The 20,961-nt window shown below is 59.5% G+C and carries 23 protein-coding genes; 14 read left to right on the forward strand and 9 right to left on the reverse strand.

From position 1 onward, the window contains the following. Window positions 1–6: 6 nt before the first annotated feature. Together CAL20_RS22505 and CAL20_RS22510 are read right to left on the reverse strand one after the other, a co-directional pair. Window positions 7–426, reverse strand: coding sequence for a WG repeat-containing protein (locus CAL20_RS22505; RefSeq protein ID WP_094839287.1), 420 nt, complete (start codon window positions 424–426; stop codon window positions 7–9). A 111-nt stretch (window positions 427–537) separates the two neighbouring features. After that, entirely contained in the window at window positions 538–1,866 is a 1,329-nt protein-coding gene (locus CAL20_RS22510) for an aspartate aminotransferase family protein (protein ID WP_094839053.1), read from the reverse strand. Window positions 1,867–2,095: 229 nt separating this feature from the next. On the opposite strand from CAL20_RS22510, the gene CAL20_RS22515 reads away from it, so the two are divergent. The 8 genes from CAL20_RS22515 (at window position 2,096) to CAL20_RS22550 (ending at window position 10,392) form a co-directional block, all read left to right on the forward strand. Continuing rightward, the gene (locus CAL20_RS22515; RefSeq protein ID WP_094839288.1) at window positions 2,096–2,989 is read left to right on the forward strand and encodes a MurR/RpiR family transcriptional regulator; all 894 of its coding nucleotides are present in this window, start codon (window positions 2,096–2,098) and stop codon (window positions 2,987–2,989) included. A gap of 219 nt (window positions 2,990–3,208) precedes the next feature. Beyond that, on the forward strand, window positions 3,209–4,732 hold the full coding sequence (locus CAL20_RS22520) for an amidohydrolase family protein (RefSeq protein ID WP_094823320.1): 1,524 nt from the start codon (window positions 3,209–3,211) through the stop codon (window positions 4,730–4,732). 51 nt (window positions 4,733–4,783) lie between these two features. Beyond that, window positions 4,784–5,878, forward strand: coding sequence for an ABC transporter substrate-binding protein (locus CAL20_RS22525; protein ID WP_094823321.1), 1,095 nt, complete (start codon window positions 4,784–4,786; stop codon window positions 5,876–5,878). Between the two features lie 10 nt (window positions 5,879–5,888). After that, entirely contained in the window at window positions 5,889–6,734 is an 846-nt protein-coding gene (locus tag CAL20_RS22530) for an ABC transporter permease (RefSeq protein WP_094823322.1), read from the forward strand. Beyond that, a complete protein-coding gene (locus CAL20_RS22535) occupies window positions 6,731–7,546 on the forward strand; it encodes an ABC transporter permease (RefSeq protein WP_094839054.1) in 816 nt (271 codons plus the stop codon). The genes CAL20_RS22530 and CAL20_RS22535 overlap by 4 nt, the downstream gene beginning before the upstream one ends. 14 nt (window positions 7,547–7,560) lie before the next feature. Beyond that, window positions 7,561–8,433, forward strand: coding sequence for an ABC transporter ATP-binding protein (locus tag CAL20_RS22540; protein ID WP_094839055.1), 873 nt, complete (start codon window positions 7,561–7,563; stop codon window positions 8,431–8,433). A gap of 43 nt (window positions 8,434–8,476) precedes the next feature. Further along, window positions 8,477–9,835 (forward strand): LLM class flavin-dependent oxidoreductase, encoded by a 1,359-nt coding sequence (locus CAL20_RS22545; RefSeq protein WP_094839056.1) that lies wholly within the window; start codon window positions 8,477–8,479, stop codon window positions 9,833–9,835. Between the two features lie 134 nt (window positions 9,836–9,969). Continuing rightward, entirely contained in the window at window positions 9,970–10,392 is a 423-nt protein-coding gene (locus tag CAL20_RS22550; RefSeq protein ID WP_094839057.1) for an organic hydroperoxide resistance protein, read from the forward strand. A gap of 59 nt (window positions 10,393–10,451) precedes the next feature. On the opposite strand, the gene CAL20_RS22555 is transcribed toward CAL20_RS22550, so the two are convergent. From CAL20_RS22555 to CAL20_RS22570, 4 genes are all read right to left on the reverse strand, one after another. Beyond that, window positions 10,452–10,988 (reverse strand): chromate transporter, encoded by a 537-nt coding sequence (locus CAL20_RS22555; protein WP_094823327.1) that lies wholly within the window; start codon window positions 10,986–10,988, stop codon window positions 10,452–10,454. A 1-nt stretch (window position 10,989) separates the two neighbouring features. After that, window positions 10,990–11,562 (reverse strand): chromate transporter, encoded by a 573-nt coding sequence (locus tag CAL20_RS22560; protein ID WP_094839058.1) that lies wholly within the window; start codon window positions 11,560–11,562, stop codon window positions 10,990–10,992. Between the two features lie 105 nt (window positions 11,563–11,667). Then, the gene (locus CAL20_RS22565; RefSeq protein ID WP_094823329.1) at window positions 11,668–12,468 is read right to left on the reverse strand and encodes an ABC transporter permease; all 801 of its coding nucleotides are present in this window, start codon (window positions 12,466–12,468) and stop codon (window positions 11,668–11,670) included. After that, entirely contained in the window at window positions 12,465–13,133 is a 669-nt protein-coding gene (locus CAL20_RS22570) for an ABC transporter ATP-binding protein (protein WP_094839059.1), read from the reverse strand. Before CAL20_RS22570 ends, CAL20_RS22565 begins: the two co-directional genes overlap by 4 nt. Window positions 13,134–13,235: 102 nt before the next feature. Here CAL20_RS22570 and CAL20_RS22575 point away from each other — a divergent pair, with 102 nt between their 5' ends. Continuing rightward, complete coding sequence (locus CAL20_RS22575) at window positions 13,236–14,138, forward strand: LysR substrate-binding domain-containing protein (RefSeq protein WP_094839060.1); 903 nt, start codon at window positions 13,236–13,238, stop codon at window positions 14,136–14,138. A gap of 9 nt (window positions 14,139–14,147) precedes the next feature. Here the strand turns inward: CAL20_RS22575 and CAL20_RS22580 are convergent, their stop codons facing one another. Together CAL20_RS22580 and CAL20_RS22585 are read right to left on the reverse strand one after the other, a co-directional pair. After that, entirely contained in the window at window positions 14,148–15,143 is a 996-nt protein-coding gene (locus CAL20_RS22580) for a Bug family tripartite tricarboxylate transporter substrate binding protein (RefSeq protein WP_094839061.1), read from the reverse strand. 141 nt (window positions 15,144–15,284) lie between these two features. Further along, window positions 15,285–16,196, reverse strand: a complete 912-nt coding sequence (locus CAL20_RS22585; RefSeq protein ID WP_094839062.1) for a dihydrodipicolinate synthase family protein — start codon at window positions 16,194–16,196, stop codon at window positions 15,285–15,287. Window positions 16,197–16,338: 142 nt separating this feature from the next. Here CAL20_RS22585 and CAL20_RS22590 point away from each other — a divergent pair, with 142 nt between their 5' ends. From CAL20_RS22590 to CAL20_RS22610, 5 genes are all read left to right on the forward strand, one after another. After that, window positions 16,339–16,815, forward strand: a complete 477-nt coding sequence (locus CAL20_RS22590; RefSeq protein WP_256981706.1) for a hypothetical protein — start codon at window positions 16,339–16,341, stop codon at window positions 16,813–16,815. Window positions 16,816–16,967: 152 nt separating this feature from the next. Further along, complete coding sequence (locus tag CAL20_RS22595) at window positions 16,968–17,639, forward strand: DedA family protein (RefSeq protein ID WP_094839063.1); 672 nt, start codon at window positions 16,968–16,970, stop codon at window positions 17,637–17,639. Between the two features lie 173 nt (window positions 17,640–17,812). Further along, a complete protein-coding gene (locus CAL20_RS22600; protein ID WP_094839064.1) occupies window positions 17,813–18,691 on the forward strand; it encodes an RNA polymerase sigma-70 factor in 879 nt (292 codons plus the stop codon). Window positions 18,692–18,827: 136 nt separating this feature from the next. Beyond that, window positions 18,828–19,262, forward strand: coding sequence for a cupin domain-containing protein (locus CAL20_RS22605; RefSeq protein ID WP_094839065.1), 435 nt, complete (start codon window positions 18,828–18,830; stop codon window positions 19,260–19,262). Between the two features lie 131 nt (window positions 19,263–19,393). Further along, complete coding sequence (locus tag CAL20_RS22610) at window positions 19,394–20,428, forward strand: LysR family transcriptional regulator (protein ID WP_094839066.1); 1,035 nt, start codon at window positions 19,394–19,396, stop codon at window positions 20,426–20,428. Here CAL20_RS22610 and CAL20_RS22615 read toward each other — a convergent pair. Next, the gene (locus tag CAL20_RS22615; RefSeq protein WP_094839067.1) at window positions 20,425–20,925 is read right to left on the reverse strand and encodes an Ohr family peroxiredoxin; all 501 of its coding nucleotides are present in this window, start codon (window positions 20,923–20,925) and stop codon (window positions 20,425–20,427) included. The two genes, CAL20_RS22610 and CAL20_RS22615, sit on opposite strands and share 4 nt — an antisense overlap. Window positions 20,926–20,961 lie beyond the last annotated feature (36 nt).

The following is a 20,961-nucleotide window of genomic DNA, read 5'->3' on the forward strand; positions in this document are numbered from 1 at the left end:
GAGCCGCTATCTGGCACCCGCGCGGCGCATCGGATTGCGAACTGTTTTCCATTGCTGGCAAGATACGCTCGAATGCTCAGCCGCGCGATGAAAGGTGCAGTTCGTCCCGGCTTGGGCCGTTCCGTTCTCGAATGGAAAGACAAAGTCGTATACCGCCGGAATCACCACGTGCAAGGCCTCGTCGTGAAAACCCATTTTGCCGTTATCGACAAAGCGGGCCAGGCCTTCTTCGTAGTAATCCGGGCCGTTATCGAAGATATACGGCCGCAATACAGGGCGCTGATCCCGATCGACATAGACCCAGCCCTGCTTATCCTGGATCAACGCATGGCCATAGCGGTCGAATTCCTGCGCTTGGGACATGGCCGGCAGGATCGCCGCCATCAGCAACGAAAACACGCCCGCATATTGAATATTTCTCGTCATGGCGAGAGCATACCCGACCGCCTGAAAGCCCACCCTGCGTACCTCATCGCAGCCATCGGATGCACCAACTCGATGCATCCGCTAGCTGCCCGCCCATAAGCAGTCTATGTGTCACGCCACCGGCAGGACTTCGCGCACGGACTGAGCAAACCGGTCAATGATCCGGTCGATATCTGCAGGCGTGCAGATAAACGGCGGCGCCAGCAGGGCGTGGTCGCCCCGGACGCCATCTACCGTCCCACCCATGGGGTACACCAGCAAACCGTTCTGCTTGGCCGTCGCTTTGAGTTTGGCATGGGTCTTTTGGGCAGGATCCAGCGTCTCTTTGGTACTGCGATCCGCCACAAACTCCACGCCCACAAACAAGCCCCGTCCACGCACGTCCCCGACATTCGGATGATCTGCCAGCGCAGCCCTCAGCCCCGCACGCAGTTGTTCGCCTCTAGCCAGGACGTTGGCCAGGAGATTGTCTTCTTGAATCACACGCTGCACCGCCAGCGATGCCGCACATGCCGTCGCATGACCGATATAAGTATGTCCATGCTGAAAGAAACCGCTGCCGCCCACAATGGCGTCATAAATACGGTCGGTACACAAGGTCGCGCCGATCGGCTGATACCCTGCTCCCAAGCCCTTGGCGATCGTGATCAGATCCGGCACGACACCGTCTTCTTCGCAAGCGAACAGATATCCCGTACGCCCCATCCCTGACATCACTTCGTCCAGGATCAGCAACACCCCGTATTTATCGCACACCGCGCGAATACGTTTGAGATAGTCGCCTACCGGCGCCAACGCACCCGCCGTGGCGCCCACCACCGTCTCCGCGACAAAGGCTGCCACCGTATCGGGGCCCAGCTCCAGAATCTTGGCCTCCAGCTCGTCGGCCAGCCGTTGGGCATATTGCACATCGCTCTCGCCCTCCCTGCGTTCGCGGTAGGGATAGCAAGGCGACACATGATGCGCCGGCACCAGCAATGGCAAAAACGGCTCGCGCCGCCAGGCATTGCCGCCTATCGCCAGCGCCCCCAGCGTATTGCCGTGATAACTCTGACGCCTCGCAATGAAATGGCGGCGCGACGGCTGGCCGACTTCCACGAAATATTGGCGCGCGAGCTTCAACGCCGCCTCGACCGCCTCCGATCCCCCAGAGACAAAATACACATGGTTCAAATCCCCGGGCGCAGACTGGGCCAATCTGTCGGCCAGGGTTTCCGCCACCTCGGTCGTAAAGAACGACGTGTGCGCGTACGCCAGCGACTCCACCTGCCGTTTGATCGCATCGATCACAACAGGGTGGCCATGCCCGAGGCAAGATACCGCTGCCCCGCCCGATGCGTCGATATAGCTCTTGCCGTCCTGATCGAACAGTTCGATCCCTTTTCCGCCAACAGCGACGGGGAGCTTTTGCTTGGGCTGACGATGGAAAACGTGCGTCATGGTCGAGTCTCTATATATAGGGAAAGCGGTAGCGGATGACGATAGCGTCGTTCGGCCAGTATATGGATTCTTTTTCATCAAAGCAACACTTGTTTCATAAACACAAACTACGGGAACAAACGAATCATTTCCATCGCCCATCCAGCGCATTCTTCCCCGACCATACCTACCCGCCTGCAACGGCAGCGCACTTATGCAACAATCGTTTCACATCAACGGCATTCCAACTATGCATTCCGATAGCCCGCCCCCGCCCGAATCACTCGATCAATTGATTGATCATTTACGACAGGTGTTCTCCGCCCTCACCCCGCAATTCAAAAATGCGGCGCGGTATCTGCTCAATCATCCGCGCAACGTCCCTATTATGTCGATGCGCAAGATCGCCACTGAGGCTCGCGTGCAGCCAGCGACGCTCGTTCGACTGGCGCAACACCTGGGCTATTCCGGCTGGCAAGACCTGCGCGAACTCTTTGTCGATGCCATTCACGGCAGCTCTCAGCCTTATGCCGAACGCGCCCGCAAAATCATCGGCACTGGCAAAGCATCACGGCGGCAGGCCGAGATGCTGGCCACACAATTCAAAAACCTCGAGCAGACCAGTGCCCAGAACACCGAGACCCTGCCCGTCGCCGTAGAGATGCTGACGCGTGCCGCAAACGTCTATATCGCCGGCTTTCGCGCGAGCTATCCCATCGCATTCGGTTTCCACTATGTCTATCGACTATTTCGCAGCAGCACATTTCTCATCCGCGGTGACGCCGGCACGCTCGAATTAGAGCTTCGCTCGCTGAGCGCCAACGATGCCATGGCGCTGATCAGTTTTGCGCCGTATTCACAAGAGATCAGCCAGATTGCACGCACCGCTCGTGCGGCAGGTTGCAAGATCGTGGCCTTGACCGACAGCAAGGTCTCTCCCATTGCGTTGGATGCGGATTGCACGCTCTTGTTTTCCACAGACAGCCCATCGTTTTTTCCGTCCACCACTGCCGCCACGGCCTTGACCGAAGCCCTGCTCGAACAACTGCTCGCCAAGAAAGGCAAAGGCGCCATCAAAGCCATCGAGCATGCCGAAGTCCAATTGCATCATTCGGGTGCTTATCTTCCGGCGCGCCGTCCGTAGCCTGCGCGTCGTTTAGCCCTCGCGTGTTTTCCACGCCGGCCGTATCCCGTACACATGGAATTTACTCATAAGCAGTAGATAAGAACGAAATCTTCGTTTGGCATCCCGACGCCTGCCCTTAGAGTTTTGAACTATGCATCGCGCATACGTCTACGCCTTTGTCCCCAGAGGCCGGACGTGTCCGCATCAGCTGCGTTCACCTCGTTTCGGAGATGCCCCATGAATGACCGCTTGAACCGTATTCACGCGTCCCGCTCGGCAGCCGTCAAAGCCACGCTGGATTACCCGGTGATAGACACCGATGTCCATGTCAACGACTACGCGCCGATTCTCGAAGACTATGTTCAACACTACGGCGGTGCCAAGCTCGTCGACTCGCTGCGGCGCGCATTGGGATCGCGCTTTTCCACCAAGAGCAATGGACGCGACTGGTATGCGCAGACCCCGGAGGAACGGCAACACCATCGCACGTTGCGCTCACCGTGGTGGGCACGTGTCACGCGCAACACACTGGACCTGGCCACCTACACGCTGCCAGAACTACTCTACGAACGCCTCGCCGAACAGGGGGCCGACTATTCGGTATTATTCCCGAATGATGTACTGGCCCCGCTGGCAGCTCGCGATGACACTCGCCAGGCCTTGCACCGTGCGATCAATCACTTCCATGCGGACCAGTACCGGAAATACAGCGATCGCCTGACACCCGTGGCAGGCATCCCGCTCAATACCCCCCAAGAAGGCATTGAAGAACTGGAGTTCGCCGTCAAGACATTGGGCCTCAAGGTCATCAATATCGCAGGCGGCGTGCGACGCCCGATCAAGGCCATTGCTGAAAAATACCCGGCAGATCAGTTTCCCGATATTGCCAAGCATGCCCACTATATTGATTTTTACGGTATCGACAGCGAATACGACTACGATCCGTTCTGGGCCAAGGTCGTCGAACTCGGCGTCCCCGTCACGACGCACTATGGCAGTCAGGGCTGGACGGGCCGGCACTCGATCAGCAACTACATGTTCAATCACATCGGCCATTTTGCCGATGGCTCGCAGGCATTTGCCAAAGCCCTGTTCTTCGGCGGGGTGACGCGACGTTTTCCCGGATTGCGCGTGGCGCTGCTGGAGGGCGGCGCGGATTGGGGTTCACATGTTTATACGCACCTGGTCGATCGATGGGAAAAACGTAATCGACATGCGGTTCAAAACTACAACCCCGCCAATGCAGATCTAGGCCTGCTGAAAGACCTGTTCGAACGTTACGGCGCAGACTTCATCCGCGGCCGGGACATCGATCCGGCGCAACTCCTGCGTGACAGCCTGGGGATCTCGGCGCTGCCCCATAGTCGCGAGCCCAATCCCGACGAACTCGATGACTTCGCATTGGCGGGCATAGAAAAGGTCGAAGACATACGCGATCGCTGGGTCAACAGCTTCTACTTCGGCTCGGAGGCAGACGATCGCACAGTGGCTGCCGCCTTCAACGAAAAAGTTCATCCACTAGGAACCAAGATCAACGCGATCTGGTCCTCCGACGTGGGGCATTGGGATGTCCCCGACCTGACCGAGCCCCTGGCCGAAAGCTGGGATCTGGTCGAGCACGGCGTCTTGACCGAAGCCGATTTCAAAGCCTTTGTTTTCGGTAACCCCTACCGTTTCTACACCGAGGCCAACCCTGCATTCTTTGCGGGGACCGAAGTCGAACGCAAACTGAACGCGATTCCACAAGCCCGCGCGGCTTGATGTTGTGACTATTCTCCCCGGCGTGAGCGCCGGGGATTTCCGGAGTATCTAATGAATTTTCTGTCCACCTTGGCAGCGCGCGCAGCCGTCGTGCTGACGCTGGCCAGCGCCGCCGCGAGCGCACATGCCGCTGACGTTATTCGAATCGGTGTCGCGACCGCCGGCGGCGGCGACCCCATCACCTGGGGCGGTTCACCAGGCGGCGTCGTTCGAGCGAACCAGGCATTGGAAAAGGCATTCCAGGCCGACGGCGTGAAAGTTGAATGGCTGTTCTTCAAAGGCGCAGGGCCTGCCGTCAACGAAGCGCTATCGAACAAGCAAATCGACTTTGCCTATCAGGGCGATCTGCCCTCCACAGTCGGCCGTGCCAACGGACTGAAGACCAAAATCCTGTTGGTCTCGGGCGCACGCAACAATCTCTACGTCGTCGTACCGCCAAACTCCAAACTCAATCGCATCGAAGACCTGAAAGGCGAGCGCGTCTCGATCTTTCGCGGCACCAATGGGCATCTGGTCGCCAACAACGTCCTCGCCGCGCATGGCCTGACCGAGCGCGACCTCAAGGGCGTCAATCTCGATTCCGGCAGCGCGCAGGCCGCCCTGGTATCCAATGGCGTTGACGCGGCCTTTGGCGGCTACGAGTGGTTCAAGATTCGCGACCAGGGCCTGGCGAAAATCATCTACTCCACACGCGGGCAAGACCCCGCCTATACGCGCCAAGCCTCGCTACTCGTGCGCGAGGACTTCGCAAACGACAACCCCGCACAGGTACAAAAAGTTGTCGATGTCTTCGTCGATGCCGCACGCTGGGCCTCTGACGAAAGCAATCGCGATGCGCTTTTCAGAATTTGGGAGAAAAGCGGTGTTCCCTATGCGTCCTGGGCAGCCGAGTTCGATCAGCAAAGCCTGGCATCTCGCAACTCGCCCATCGTTGATGACTTCATCATCGCGCGTTACAAGGCCGTTGCCGCCGATGCGCTCAAGCTGAAACTGATCCGCCGCGAAGTCTCCGTCGACGACTGGTTCGACACCCGCTATCTGGAACAAGCCCTCAAGAACAAGGGCCTGGACCAATACTGGGCACGTTCCGATGCCAGCGGAAAAACCATAGCGACGACCGCACCGAATCAGGTCAGCGCTCGCTAGGAGACCAGCCATGAGCATCCTGACGTTGCCCGCACGCCATCTCGCGTCAGCGTACGCGCCTGCGTGGAACGCACGTGCGGCGATCTGGTTTATTGCCCCGTGGCTATTGCCACTGTCGCTCTATGCCCTATGGCACTTGGGCGCAGAGCAAGGCTGGATCTCCCCACAAGTCCTGCCTCCGCCGTCGTATGTCTGGGACACGCTCAGCGAGCTGACCACCAGCGGAGACCTGTGGTTGAACCTGAAGGCCAGCCTGCTGCGTGTCCTGGTCGGCTTTGCCGTCGGCAGCCTGCTTGGGCTGATACTGGGGACGGCCATGGGCCTGTGGCGTCCGCTGCAAGCCTATCTGCTGCCGACATTCAATGCGCTGGTGCAAATTCCGGTGCTGGCTTGGCTGCCGTTCGTACTCTTGTTGGTCGGCATCGGGGAGCCGTTGAAATACATCCTCATTGCCAAGGCTGCATTGGTCCCGGTCACGCTCAATACCTTGCAGGGATTCCGGCTTGCCAGTCCCGCACTGCGCGAGGTCGCCCATGTATACGGCTACACACGGCGGCAGGAGGTGGTGGAGGTCGTGCTGCCGTTGGCCACGCCCACCATCTTTACCGGTCTGCGGCTCGGTTTCACCAAGGCCTGGCTGTCGTTGGTCGTTGTCGAACTGGTCGCCTCAAGTGAAGGCCTGGGCTACCTCATCGTCTATGGCCGCCAGCTTTTCCAGCTGGATCTCGTCATGGCCGCAGTCATTGTGGTGGGTGCCATTGGCTACCTCATCGATCGCCTGCTCGACTGGTCAGAAGCGCGTTTCATCGGCGCTCGCGCCGCGTCGCGGCTGGGCACCCAAGGAGAAGCGCCATGAGCAACGCTGCAACAACCACCAACGGCGCCACTCCAGTTCCTCTCGACGACAATGGCGACACTCGCCGCTGGCGGGGCCTGGTATTGCCAGTCGTTGCCATCCTGCTGTGGTGGGCGCTGTCCCGTGCCGACCTCGTCAACTCGGCCCTGCTCGTGTCCCCGGGAAAAGTCCTGACCACAGCCGCTGACCAGATCACGACAGGCAAGCTCTGGCGCGCACTCGGCGCCAGCCTGACACGAGAACTCACGGGTTTTGTCATCGGCACATCGGCGGGCTTGCTGCTCGGCGCGCTGCTTGGCGTCTCTCGTTGGTTCAACAGACTGGTGGGGCCGAGCTTCAATACCTTTAAGCAAATATCGCTCTTTGCCTGGATTCCCTTGATCTCGGTGTGGTTCGGCTTGGGAGACACCGCCAAAGTCGTCTTTCTCTCGTTGGCGGCGCTGGTGCCGGTCGTCGTGAACACCTGCGACGGCATTCGCGGCACTCCAAAACCCTTGCTGGAAGTCGCCGAAGTCTACGGCTATACGCCCGTCCAGACGTTCTTTCACGTCGTACTTCCTGCCGCCACACCCGCAATTTTCACCGGCGTCTATCTCGCCTTGATCTATTCGTGGTTGGCCACCATCGGCGCGGAATATCTGCTGGTTGCAGGCGTCGGTATCGGCAATCTGCTGATCGAAGGCAGCGAGCATTTCCAGATGGATCTGGTGATCTTCGGCATGTTCGTCGTGGGCTTGGTCGGTTGGTTGATGAACGCTCTGGCCCGCCACGTCGAACGCCGTCTCGCGCACCTGCGCGGTGCCGCGCAATAACTACAGGAACGTATATGACCGAATCCGCAACGTTAGAACTCGATCTCGACCTGCATGGAGTAGGAAAACGCTACGCCAGTGCACAAGCCGCGGGCGGTGTACTGCAGGTCCTGGACGGGATTGACCTGAACGTCCGCTCGGGAGAGTTCGTCGCCGTCGTCGGCGCCAGCGGCTGCGGCAAATCCACGCTGCTGCGCCTGATACTTGGGCTGGACGATCACTACGAAGGCCACATCACCCTAGGCGGCACACCCGTACAGGGCACGGGACGCGAACGCGGCATCGTTTTCCAGGACCATCGTCTATTTCCCTGGCTCACCGTCGAACAGAACATCGCCGTGGGCCTGCGCAACTCCCCGCACACCGCGGCACAGAAACGCGATCTGGTGGCCGAGCACGTCGCACTGGTGGGCCTGGAAGGTTTCGAGCGATCCTATCCTCACCAGATCTCGGGGGGCATGGCGCAACGCGTCGCCATTGCGCGAGGCCTCGTCAATCGGCCGCGCGTGTTGCTGCTGGACGAGCCTTTCGGTGCGCTCGACGCCCTGACACGGGCGCGTCTGCAGACCGAACTGCAACGCATCTGGGAAAAAGAACGCATCACCATGATTCTCGTCACCCACGATGTAGAAGAGGCCGTCTTTCTGGGCGACCGCGTCGTGATCATGCAGCCTCATCCGGGCCGCATCCGCCGCATCGTTCCCGTGCCGCTCGCTCATCCTCGCAATCGCAGCGATCCTCGATTCATCCGTATCCGCGATGACGTTCTTTCGGATTTTCTCGCTCCCGATGGCGCGCCAGCAGAGGCTGATAGCGTCCCCGCCGAGCAGACCGATCTCTACCTGCGTCCCATCCCCTCTTTAGCCTCGCTGCAAATGGCGTGGTGATCGATCCATTATCCCACGGCATACATCCTACGGAGCCACGACAGTGACCACCTCTCCCCGGCAAATCAAGCTCGGCGCATTTCTCATGCAGACCGGGCACCATATCGCCGCCTGGCGTCACCCGGATGCCCAAGCCGATGCTGGCGTCAACTTCAAACATTACGTTGAACTCGCGCGCCGTGCCGAGGCCGCGAAATTCGATGCGGTGTTTCTGGCAGACGCCGTCGGCGTACGCAATCGCAACATTGATTCATTGTCGCGTACCGCACGCAGCGATCATTTCGAACCGCTGACACTGCTATCGGCGCTGGCTGCCGTGACTGAGCAGATCGGCCTGATCGCAACCGTCTCGACGACGTACAACGAGCCCTATCATGTTGCACGCAAATTCGCGTCGCTCGACCAGATCAGCGGCGGCCGATCAGGTTGGAACCTCGTCACCTCCAGCGGCGAAGGCGAAGCGCAGAACTTCAACCTCGACGCCCACGTCGATCATGCCCAGCGTTACGCCCGCGCAGCCGAGTTCCACGATGTCGTACTAGGCCTGTGGGACAGTTGGGAAGACGATGCCTTTATCCGTGACAAGGATAGCGGCGTCTATTTCGAACCGGAGAAACTGCATCCATTGAATCACCGGGGCGAGCACTTTCGCGTGCGTGGCCCCTTGAACGTGGCACGCTCTCCACAAGGCCGCCCCGTCGTCGTGCAAGCAGGCGCCTCACCTGCCGGCCGCGATCTGGCCGCTCGCACCGCAGAGGTCATCTTCGTCGCCCACCAGACTTTCGAAGAGGCCCAATCGTTCTATCGCGACATCAAGCAACGCGCACGTGACTACGGCCGCGACCCCGATCAAATCAAAATCATGCCGGGCATTTTCCCCGTCATAGGCCGCACACAGGCCGAGGCCGAGGAAAAATTCGCCCGGCTGCAAGACCTGATCCACCCCATCGTAGGTGTGCAACTGCTCTCCAACATGATTGGAGGTTTCGATCTCTCTGCCTATCCGGTAGATGGCCCCTTGCCGGATCTACCTGAAACCAATGGCGGAAAAAGCCGCCAGCAACTACTAATAGACCTCGCTCGCAGGGAAAACCTCAGCATTCGCGACCTTTATCTGCGCATTGCCGGCGCGCGCGGACACCAGCAGATCATCGGCACTCCGCAAAGCGTGGCTGACCAACTACAGCAATGGTTCGAAGAAGAAGGCGCCGACGGTTTCAATATCATGTCCCCCTGGCTGCCCGGCGGGCTTGACGACTTCATTGACCTGGCGCTGCCAGAATTGCGCCGCCGAGGGCTGGTGCGCACGGAATATCAAGGACACACATTACGAGACCACCTCGGGTTACATCGCCCCGAGCACCGTGCTGTAGTTGGACACCGCTTGAGTCAGGCGGCTTGATGCATTTGCATGCAGATCATGCGCCGGGCGCCACGCAAACACTGTCATACAAAACCCTCATAGCCGGGACACACTGCAGATACACAAGCACGCTGAAATGACGGCTCGAATCAACCACTCTGAAGAGAGCCATCATGACCCAACAGCTTGAACACATTCTTTATACGGCATATACCCACACGACGGGCGGACGAGAAGGCACAGGCAGCTCCAGCGACGGGGCTCTGGCCGTCAAACTCAGTACTCCAGGCTCGAACAAGCCGGGAACCAACCCCGAGCAATTATTCGGCGTGGGCTATTCCGCCTGCTTCATCGGCGCGATGCAACTGGCCGCACGCAAACTCGATATCAGGTTGCCCGAGAATACGGCCGTCAATGCCGACGTGTCGCTAGGGAAAACCAGCGCCGACGCCTACGCCCTGGCCGTCACCTTGCATATCGATTTGCCAGGTCTGGACGCAGATCAAAAACAACAACTCGTCCAAACCGCTCACCAGACGTGCCCGTACTCTGCAGCGATTCGCGGAAATATCGAAGTCACGTTACTCACGGCCTGACTTGGTGTTCATCCGCTCACCCGCCCTGGGCTGCCGCACCGGCAGCCCAGGGTGTTTCGCTATACCCACCCCGCGACATGTGCGGCACTCAACGCACCGGCACCACAAGCGATCAACAAGAGCGGGTTCAAGCGCGTTCGCATCATCAAGACCGTCGCAATAACAGCAATTGCGCGGGCCCACCATCCGCCTTCCAGCGACATGAACAGCACATACACGGCCGCCAAAATCATTCCGGCAGCGATGGGCCGCAGACCCGCTTCCAGCGCCAGCTGCCAACGCGCGCCTTGGTGACGGCGCCAGACGTACGCCACGGCATAAATCAGAAACGCCGTCGGGCCAAAAATCGCGATGGTCCCCACCACCGCCCCCCAGAGGCCACCCACGTCCCAACCGATCAAGGTCACCAGCAACGAACCCGGCCCAGGCGCGAGCCGGGCAATCGCAAAGGTATTCAAAAACTCCTGGGGCGTCATCCACTGGTGTACGTCCACCACTTGGCGATGAATCTCCGCCACAGTGGCCTGCCCTCCACCAATCGTCACCAGCGAAAGCGGCGCGAATACTCCCCACAGTGTCCACAGGATATTGCCCATCTCAGGCCCCCTTTCTCCGCAAACGGGCATATTCGATGCCGACACTCAGGGCGCCTTCGGCCAACACTACCCACAGCAATGGCCATTGCAATATCCCCACCGCCACAAATGTGGTCACGACGAAAATCCATGGCAACAATCGCCTCGGCACACGAATCGCCGTCGTGATCGCCATACTCGCGGACAAACCAATCGCGGCCGCCGCTGCGCCCGCCAAGGCAATGTTCGTCATAGAGTATTCAGTCAGCGCCGCGAACACCGTCGCCAGCAGGATGATGAAAATCGCCGGAGGAACGATAATCCCCATAAACCCCGCTGCCGCCCCACGTGCGCCGGCCAAACGGTATCCGATCCAGATCGCCATATTCTTTACATTGACGCCCGGCAAAGCCTGAGACAACGCAAGACCGTTGAGGAAGTCCTCTTCGCTCATCCATTTCCTGTCCTGGACGAACTCGCGGTAAAACCATCCGCTCAACCCGCCGCCGAAACTCGACAATCCGATGCGGGAAAAGATCAGGAATAGGCTCCATGCGCTCGGCTTAGGATCCACATCGACGTTATCAATCTGCATGATAGGGACGAAAAATTGGCGCGTCCTCGAATTTCAGAGGGAACAGCGCCTACACAATGGACGCGCATTATGACTCGAGGTCGATAACAAATACCTAAACGCCGGTCAGATCTCTTCTCGAAACCGGTCCAGACGCAAGCGTCCGCGTTCATCCGTCAACCGACGAACTGCACCATACGCAGCGCCCATGGCAGCCATGCTGCTCGCGCCACAAAGCAGAAACATCAACAAAATCTGATATTTGGCTGCGTCCGTGGGGTCCATGCCCGCCAGGATCTGTCCAGTCATGATGCCGGGCAGCGTGATAATCCCGGCGGCAGCCATCTGATTAATGCTGGGAACGATGCCGCGGCGCACTGACTCACGCAACAGGGTAGAGAACGCCTGGCGCACTGTCGCCCCTAATGACAAGCGAGCCTCGATCGCCAGGCGCTCTCGCTTTACACCGGACAATACGGCATCCAGTGCCAGACTGGCCGCATTCAACGCACTGCCCAGCACGATCCCGACCAGCGCCACGACATAACGCGGGTCGTACCATGGCGTCGGCTGTACCGCCGTATTCGTGATGAAAAACACACAGATCAACGTCGCCGCCGCTACCGCGACAGCGCTGATTACCAGGTTGCCATGCTGTATCAAGCGGGCCTTGGGCCGCGCCGCCACTTCGCGGATCGCCAGCGCCATCATCACCGCGATAATCAATAGCGTCAGCCAGGGATTGGCATGCGTGAAAACCACACGCAACAAATGCCCTACCAGCAGCAACTGCAATACGGTCCGAATCGCCGCCCAGAGAATCTGCCGCTGCAAATTCAGTCGTAGTACGAACGATACGCCCGCACATAGCACGACCAGACAGGAGGCGATCATCAAATCCGACGCATGTAACGGAATCACGTTCATAGCGGCTCCAGTTTGCCTGCTTCCATACGGAACTGCCGATGCCCCATACGGTGAGCTTGTTCCTGGTTATGCGTCACCAGCACAATAGCTGTCCCCTGCTGCATACAGCGCTGCCATTCTTGCTCGACCAGTGCCGTCGCCTGCTCATCCAGGGCTGCCGTGGGTTCATCCAGCAACAACACACGGGGCTTGAGCAACAGCGCCCGCACCAACCCCAGCCGTTGCCTCTCGCCCGTCGACAACTCCAGCACCTGCGCGTCGAACTTGGCCGCAGACAAGCCCAATCGCTGCGCGATGACGCGTGCGCCGTCCAGATCCGCAAAATGCGCCGCAACGGCGTCGTCCCACCAGCCGGCCTCGGCCTGGCAATACACCACCTGGCGCCGCCATTCAAAACCTCGCATTCGCGTGCGATCCCGGCCGTCTACCTCGGCAGTCCCCTGCCCGGGATCCAGATCAGCGATCTGACGCAGCAGCAACGACTTGCCCGAGCCCGATGGGCCGACGATGGCGATACATTCCCCCGCGGCGACATTGAGCGTGACTGGCGCGAGCCGCGAACTATGAAGCGCACGCAGCCGCAATGCAGGAACAGCCGTGCCGACATCGGAGGCAGGATTGCGGCCAGATACGGCGAACGTGGGTTTATCAACTGATTGGGACATAGGGGAAAACAGAGGCCAACTGCGATAGGAACCTGTCGCACCTATCAGACCGGGGCGGTTCCTCAAAGTTAGCTAAGATAACGCTTTTACTTCACCCATGTCATGTTCCAGCTCAGTCAATTGCGTTGCTTTGTCGAAGTCGCGACCGAACTGCATTTCGGCCGCGCCGCCGAACGCCTGAACATGACGCAGCCCCCGCTCAGCCGGCAGATCCGGCAGCTGGAACACGAACTGGGCACTCCGTTGCTCGAACGCACGCGACGTAGCGTGCGTCTGACCGCGGCCGGCAGGGCGTTTTTACCCGAGGCGCGCGATATCCTGCAGCGCTGCGTCACAGCAACGAGCAAGGCCCGCTATGCCCTGCAAGGCGAGGCGGGACGAGTTGTCCTGGGTTATTCGGCGGGCGCGAACTACGACCTTCTGCCACGCGTGGTGGCTGCCGCGCAGCAACAATTACCAAACATTGATCTCGAACTGCGTGAGATGGTATCCGACGACCAGCTGGAGGCCTTGCGCACTGAACGCATCGATCTGGGGCTTATCCGCTTGCCCGCCGACTTGCAAGGCCTGGAAATGACCTGCGTCGTACGTGAGCCGATGTCATTGGTGCTGCCTCGCGCCCACCCGCTGACCCGCCGCCGGCGAGGCTTGCGGCTGAGCGACCTGCACGATGAACCGTTCATCATGTATCAACCAGGTGACGGCCGCTATTTTCATGAAATGCTGCAAGCGCTATTTCATGAAACCGGCGTCGCGCCGCGCTTTATGCAACATGTACGGCACACCCACTCCATGATTGCACTGGTCAACGCGGGCATAGGTCTGGCGCTCGTCCCCGCGTCCACCGCGCTCATGCGCCTGGATAACATGACCGTGCGCGACATCGATCTGCCAGACCACATCCGTGCCGAGATGCATCTCGTCTGGCGGCGCAGTGCAAGCATCGCCAATCCAGCGATGGAACGCATGCGAGCCTTGCTCATCGAACAAGGCGGGCTCAGCTGACCTAGGTGATCAGTCCACGGTAATGTTGCCGTCCTGGATCACTTTTTTCCAACGGTCTGCTTCCGCAATTTGAAACTGGGTTGCGCTATCGGGTCCGTCGGCTACGACCTCAAAACCCAAGCCCGACATCTTTTGGCGAAACTCCTCCGATGTCAGGACCTTATGCAAGGCAGCCACCAGTTTTTCCTTGACCTCGGGCGGCAAACCCTTGGGCGCGGCAATCCCCTGCCAGGAATACACATCCATCCCCGGCACGCCGGCTTCGCCCGGTACCGGCACATCCGGGAACAATGCAGACCGCTGCGCCCCCGTCACGGTGATCAAACGCAAACGCTTTGCCTGAATATGCGGCGCCACCGCGCCTAAATTCGATACCAGAACCTCTGCATGGCCTGCCATCGTGTCAGTGATCGCCGGTCCGCCGCCTTTGTACGGCACATGAATGGCCTGCGTACCACTATTCTGTAAAAAGAGCGCCAAGGTCAAATGCTCGCTCGAGCCGGACCCTGATGTTGCAACCGGCACATTGCCCTTTTCCGCCTTGAGATGCTCGATCAATTCGGGCAAGGTCTGCACCGAAGACGATGGTGTCACCGCGAAAGCGTTCGGGGTACGTACCGCAATGGTGAGCATGTCAAAATCCCTGCGCGGTAAATAGCTCAGCTGCGGATACAGACCCTCATTGATGGCCAACACGCCCAATGCACCGATCAGGATCGTATGTCCGTCTGGCTTGGCGCGCGCCAATTGCGTCGCGCCGATCGCGCCATTCCCGCCCGCCTTATTGTCCACGATCACCGTGGTGCCCAACGCTTCGCTCAACGGCTGCGATAAATGACGGGCAATCGCGTCTGACGAACCGCCAGGCGCATAAGGCACGATGATAGTGAGAGGCTGACTGGAAAAATCAGCGGTAGCAGCAGGAACAACGCTGGCGCCAACAGCGGCAGCAACAAAGGCAGCCGCCAGACGCGCCATCCGGGCAGTATGAGAAAAAACAGACATGAAGTCTCCTACTCCTATGATTGGATTTCTGGTCGCACGGCAGCGACGCGCAGCAGTACGCCACGCCGTATCAAAGACAGGCGCACTCTCACGTCCGGCCTGCAGAGTCTCAGGCCGGCGTGAACATCAAAAACACGGAAATTAGATCAAGCCCCACTGGCCGAGCAGGCGGCGCAGCGTGTCGTCGGCTTCGTTAGACAGGGGCCAGGCACCCGGCGCGCGCACGGCACCGCAGTCATTGCCCATCAACTGCAATGCACGCTTGACCACGGTCACGTTGGTGCCGTTGCGTTCGAGCGCACGCAACGCCTCGAACTCGGCCATGCTGCGTATCAGTTCCATGGCACGCGGATAATCCCCCGCCTCCAAAGCGGCATGAATCGCGACCGAGCGCTCGGGCAGGACGTTGATGAGACCTGAGGTAAAACCACGGGAGCCGACCGCATAAAACGGCGGCGCCCAGTGTTCGGCCAGGCCTCCCACCCACGCGATATCACGCTCACGCGTGCGTTCAATGATCTCCGCCAAACGCAATGGCGTGGGCGACGCCCATTTCACACCTACCACGCCGGGGATCGCGCAGAGCGTCTCCACCGTGTCCAGACCGATCCCGTCATCGCGCAGGTACAACACCAACGGCAGGCCGTCGCCTGCCTCGGCAATACGCGTGACATACTGCACCACACCTCGCGGCGCCACAAAGGGATCTGGCGGCTGATGCACCATCAATGCACTGGCGCCGGCCGCGCGGGACGCACGCGCCAACGCAATCGCATCATGCAGGCTGCGTCCCACCCCAGCCAGCAGCGGTACACGCCCCGCCACATGCTCAGCGGCCGCATGCACCATTTGCTCGGCTTCGCTGGTCGTCAGCCCGTAAAATTCGCTGGTATTACCGTTGGCCACCAACACGTGCACCCCGGCATTGACCGCACGGTCCACAATGGGCGCGAGGCGAGCGGGCGCCAACTTGTCGGCGTCGTCAAAAGGAGTAACCAGAATGCCGGAAATCCCGTTCAGGGCGGCGCGCAGCTTGTTAGGGGCCTGACTCATGATGTCTCTCATATCGTTGACAGATCCGGCCGGGCGGACGCGCGGCTGGACTCTGGTAGATTGAACACCTTTACCTTCAAGCCGTCCAATGCGAAGAGGGTATGCAGTGATACAAAAATTGAATTACCGAGAAAGCCCCCACATGATTCCTACCCCACTCAAATGGATTGCCAGCATACTGTTTGGCCTATTTGTCGGACGCGCGAGTTACGGCTTCATCCACCCGGCTCTATTTAGCGTATTCGGGTTCGCCACTGGCGCCGCGGACGGAACCGTGGCGGCCCCCAACACGACCGACTATGTGTTGATAGGCGCCTCGATCCTATCGTTATTGACGGCTATTGCCGTCGCCGCTTTCCTTTTGCGTAGCACGACCCTGTATCAGTTGTTTGGCAGGGGCTTCATCCCTCTCGGCATTTCACTACTACTCGGTCTGCTCGCTGCCGTGCTGATGATGGACACCGGCGCGCTCAGGGGTGAGGGAGGCAACGACGGCCGTGTCGCGCTCTTTTTCTGGTCGCTGATTTTCGGGTTGCCCATGCTGATCTCCGGACTGGGCCTGACCATCGGCGGATGGGTATTGCTGCGAAAAGCCCGGAAAACCCCGATGACAAACTGATCCAGGCACATCACAGCCATCCGGCCCTCATCGCCAATACGGATTGTTGCCGCCCGCGCAACACGACGCGTCCCTCGTCAGGGCTACTGCCCTGCGTCTCCCATCGATACGATTTGGTCTCAAAGAGCAGACTTGCGTCAAAGGAGACCGTCATGGTGTCGCATGAACTCATCGCCCACTATGGCGTACTGGTGGTGTTTCTCAACGTACTTGGCGCGTCTCTGGGCTTACCCGTGCCGGTAATGCCGACCCTCATCACGATCGGCGCCAGCTGCGCGATCGCAACACCCAGCGCGTCGGCAATGCTGCCCCAGATGGCCGTCATGCTGGCGGCCGCCGTCGCCGGTGGCGTATTGGGCGATCTGATCTGGTTTCAGGGAGGCAAGCGCTACGGTGAACGAACGCTTCATACGGTGTGCAGCCTTTCTCTTTCCCGGGAGAGCTGCATTACGCGAACCGAAAACTTCTTTAGCAAATGGGGAGTGCGACTGCTCATCGTTGCCCGCTTTGTTCCGGGGTTATCACTCGTGTCTGTGCCGCTCTGCGGAGCCATGGCCGTCAGACTCCGGTCTTTCCTGTGGCACGATTGCGCGGGTGTCGCCCTGTGGGCGTCAGCCGGACTGATGATTGGAGGAATTTTTGCGTCCCAGATCGAACAGATTTTTGCCATGCTGTCTGACTTGGGCTGGCACGCATTGCTCATCGCCGGCAGCGCGTTAGCACTCTACATCCTGTATCGCTATTGTCGTCGCGCCATGATGGCCAGAACGCTCCGGAAAGCACAGATCGGCGTAGAAAGCCTGCAAGAATTTCTTGAACATTGACATGCGCCCGTTCGGAACATGACGGGCAACGCACAACCGGGCAAACAGTCGGAAGCATGGGGCTGACCATGGCGCCATGAGGATTATTGGGGACACCCTTGCCGTTTTCTTGAGGAGACCGCAAAATAGCGGCCGTTCCGGTCCACTCACGCCCTGGCAGCGGCCCCATTCCCATGACCGACTCCACCAGTCTGTTCAATCGCCATCGCCCCCGTTTGCAGGCGATCGCGTATCGCATGCTGGGCTCCGTCGCCGACGCCGAGGACATCGTCCAGGACGCCTGGTTACGCTGGCACGAGGCTGATCATTCGACGCTGGACAACCCCGAGGCGTGGCTGGTCACCGTCACCACGCGGCTATCCATCGATAGCCTGCGCGCGGCCAAGACCCAAAGGGAAAACTATACCGGCGTGTGGTTGCCGGAGCCGACCCTGATGGCGCCGCCGTCCACCCCCGAGGAAATCCACGAGTTCGCGGACGATGTTTCGGTCGCGTTCCTGTTCATGCTCGAACGCTTGTCCCCTGAAGCCCGCGCGGCTTTCCTGATGCGCGAGGTCTTCGACGTTGACTACGAAGATATCGCCAAGGCCCTGGACAAGACCGAGACCGCCTGCCGCCAACTGGTTCGGCGCGCCAAACAACAACTGCAACAATCGCCCCCGCGCCATAAGGTATCGCGCGAAACGCATCATCGCCTGATGCTGGGTTTTGCCGACGCGATGCAGCGAGGTGATTTCCATGGGCTGTATGCCCTGCTCAATGACAACGCGGAACTGATCGGCGACGGCGGCGGCAAAGTGCCCAGTTTTGCCAGCCTGGTCGGCGGCAAACGCCTGGCCCAGCTGTTTTATGCCGGTCAGCGACGCTATCGCGATACGCTGCGCGTCGAGGTCGCACTCGTCAACGGGCAATGGGCACTGCTGCGCTATATCCAGGGTGCGTTGGAATCCGTGCAGTCCTATGAAACCGACGGACAGCGCATCACCCGCGTGCTCGTCCAGCGCAATCCGGACAAACTCGCACGCATCGCCGCCTCGTATTCCCCGAGCTAGCCCGTGGCACCATGGTGGTCTGCGCCCGGACATTGGTGCCGTCCGGGCAACATCGTGATCCCTTTCGCCTATCTACCGGCGCAACGCCCGCCCCCCTACGATGGACCTGTCACCTCAACCAACACAAGGACAGGTCATGCGCAATATCTTCAAGCACGGACTACTCGCGAGCGCCGCTGGCGTTCTGGTCACCACTATCGCAGTCGCCGCACCGCCCCACGGAGGCCATGGCGCCGGCGTGCCAGAACCCATCGTTACGCCGTTGATGACCAAGGCTTTGCCTGACTTCCCGGGTAAAGAGGCGTTGACGATCACGGTCGATTACCCGCCCGGCGCCGCCGATCCCATCCACCGTCACGACGCGCACGCGTTTGTCTATGTCTTGGAAGGCAGCATCGTGATGCAGGTAGAGGGCGAAAAGGAAGTCACGCTGACCCCGGGCCAGACGTATTACGAAGGCCCTAATGACGTGCACACCGTCGGACGCAATGCCAGCAACACCAAGCCGGCCAAATTCGTCGTGGTGCTGATCAAGCCGCAAGGCGCGCCGGCACTGATACCTGTGCAATAAGCCCTCAGACGCCACGCTCCGTGTGGCGCCATGCGGCCTCACCATCTAGGGTATACCCTAGAGCAAGAGTCGTTTTGAAAATTTTTTCAAAAGTAACGTCACAAATCCGATAGCCCGCACGTCTTAGGGGTATGGAAAACACAGCCTCCCCTGACGACGGACTATCGGCCAGATCCGTCGAGAGTTCTGCGATCGCTGCATCGGGTACCGGTGCCGACTCGTTGGCCTACAGCTTCGCGACCAGCTACGCGGGCGTCGTCGCCTTTATCGCGGTGGCATCGGAAGGCAACTTTGCCAAAGCCGGCGACCGCCTCGGCATCGGCCGATCCGCCGTCAGCCGCAGCGTACAAAAGCTGGAAGACCAACTTGGAACAAGGCTGTTCCTGCGCACCACGCGCAGTACGTCCCTCACTCGCGAAGGCGAACGGTTTTACGAAAACTGTCATACAGGGGTCAAACATATCGTGCAGGCCTTGGACGACATGCGGGAACTGCGAGAAGGCCCGCCGGCAGGACATCTGCGCATCAACGCCACCACCGGCTTTGGACGAAAAATCGTGGCGCCGTTACTGAAAGGGTTTCGCACGGCTTATCCCGACATTTCAGTAGAACTGCTGTTGGATGATGGCCCGACTGATTTCACGGGAAACCGGATCGACGTCTCATTCCGTGATGGCCGCATGGAGGACAGTCAAGTCATCGCCAAACAGATCGTCCCGATGCAGATGCTGTTATGCGCCGCGCCCAGCTATATAGCAACGCATTCCATGCCCGCAGAGATAGAGGATCTTGCCCGGCATTGCTGCATCAATTTCCGGCTGCCGTCGGGTCGACTCTATGACTGGGAATTCAAAGTGAATGGCCTGGCGCGCAAATTCACGCCACAATCCATGCTTTCGTTCAACGACGCTGATCTCATACTGCAAGCGGTCCTCGAAGGACAGGGAATCGCTCAAATGGCAGGCTACCAAGTAAGCGAATACCTGAGAAAGGGAACGCTCGTCCCTTGCCTGCCGCAGTACGCTCCCGATGATCGGGGGCATTATCTGTGTTATCTGAGCCGGCAGCACCTGCCTGGCCGAATTCGCGTCTTCATTGACTACATGACGGCTCAAATCCGCGCTCTGGATCTGTTGAGCGTGGACAATTTTCTGCTCAAAGGCTAAATCGGATCATTCACCGTAACGACACTGTGGATGCCCTGCCGTGTCATCTTGGCATAGGGGCATAAACGCTCGGCATTTCGCACCAGCTCTTGTGCAGCAGCCTTGTCCAGGCCTGGCAAATGCACGTGGACGTGCGCAGTCAGCGCATGCAAGCCGTCCACAGGATCTCGACCGAAGCTCACCGAGGCCTTAACCTCCACGTCGCGCAGCATCACACCTGCTTTGAGCGCCAGCAAACTCAGCACGCCATGAAAACAGGCCGCATAACCAGCGGCAAATAGCTGTTCCGGGTTTGTCCCGCCTCCGGGACCATCCAATTCAGTGGGCAGCCGCAATTCCACCTGTAAAGCACCATCGTCAGAACGAGCAACACCTGACGCCCGGCCGTGCTGTACTTCGCCCCCGTTTACGGTGACATTAGCGGTATAGACAGCTTGGAAATCGTCCCCACGATATTTATCTAATAACGTTAACGGCGGGGGTTGCAATTTACTCATACTTGTCTCATTTCGGATCTGAGGATGGAGGCGGTA

It is taken from the genome of Bordetella genomosp. 4, from assembly GCF_002261185.1.
Taxonomy (GTDB): Bacteria; Pseudomonadota; Gammaproteobacteria; order Burkholderiales; family Burkholderiaceae_B; genus Bordetella_A.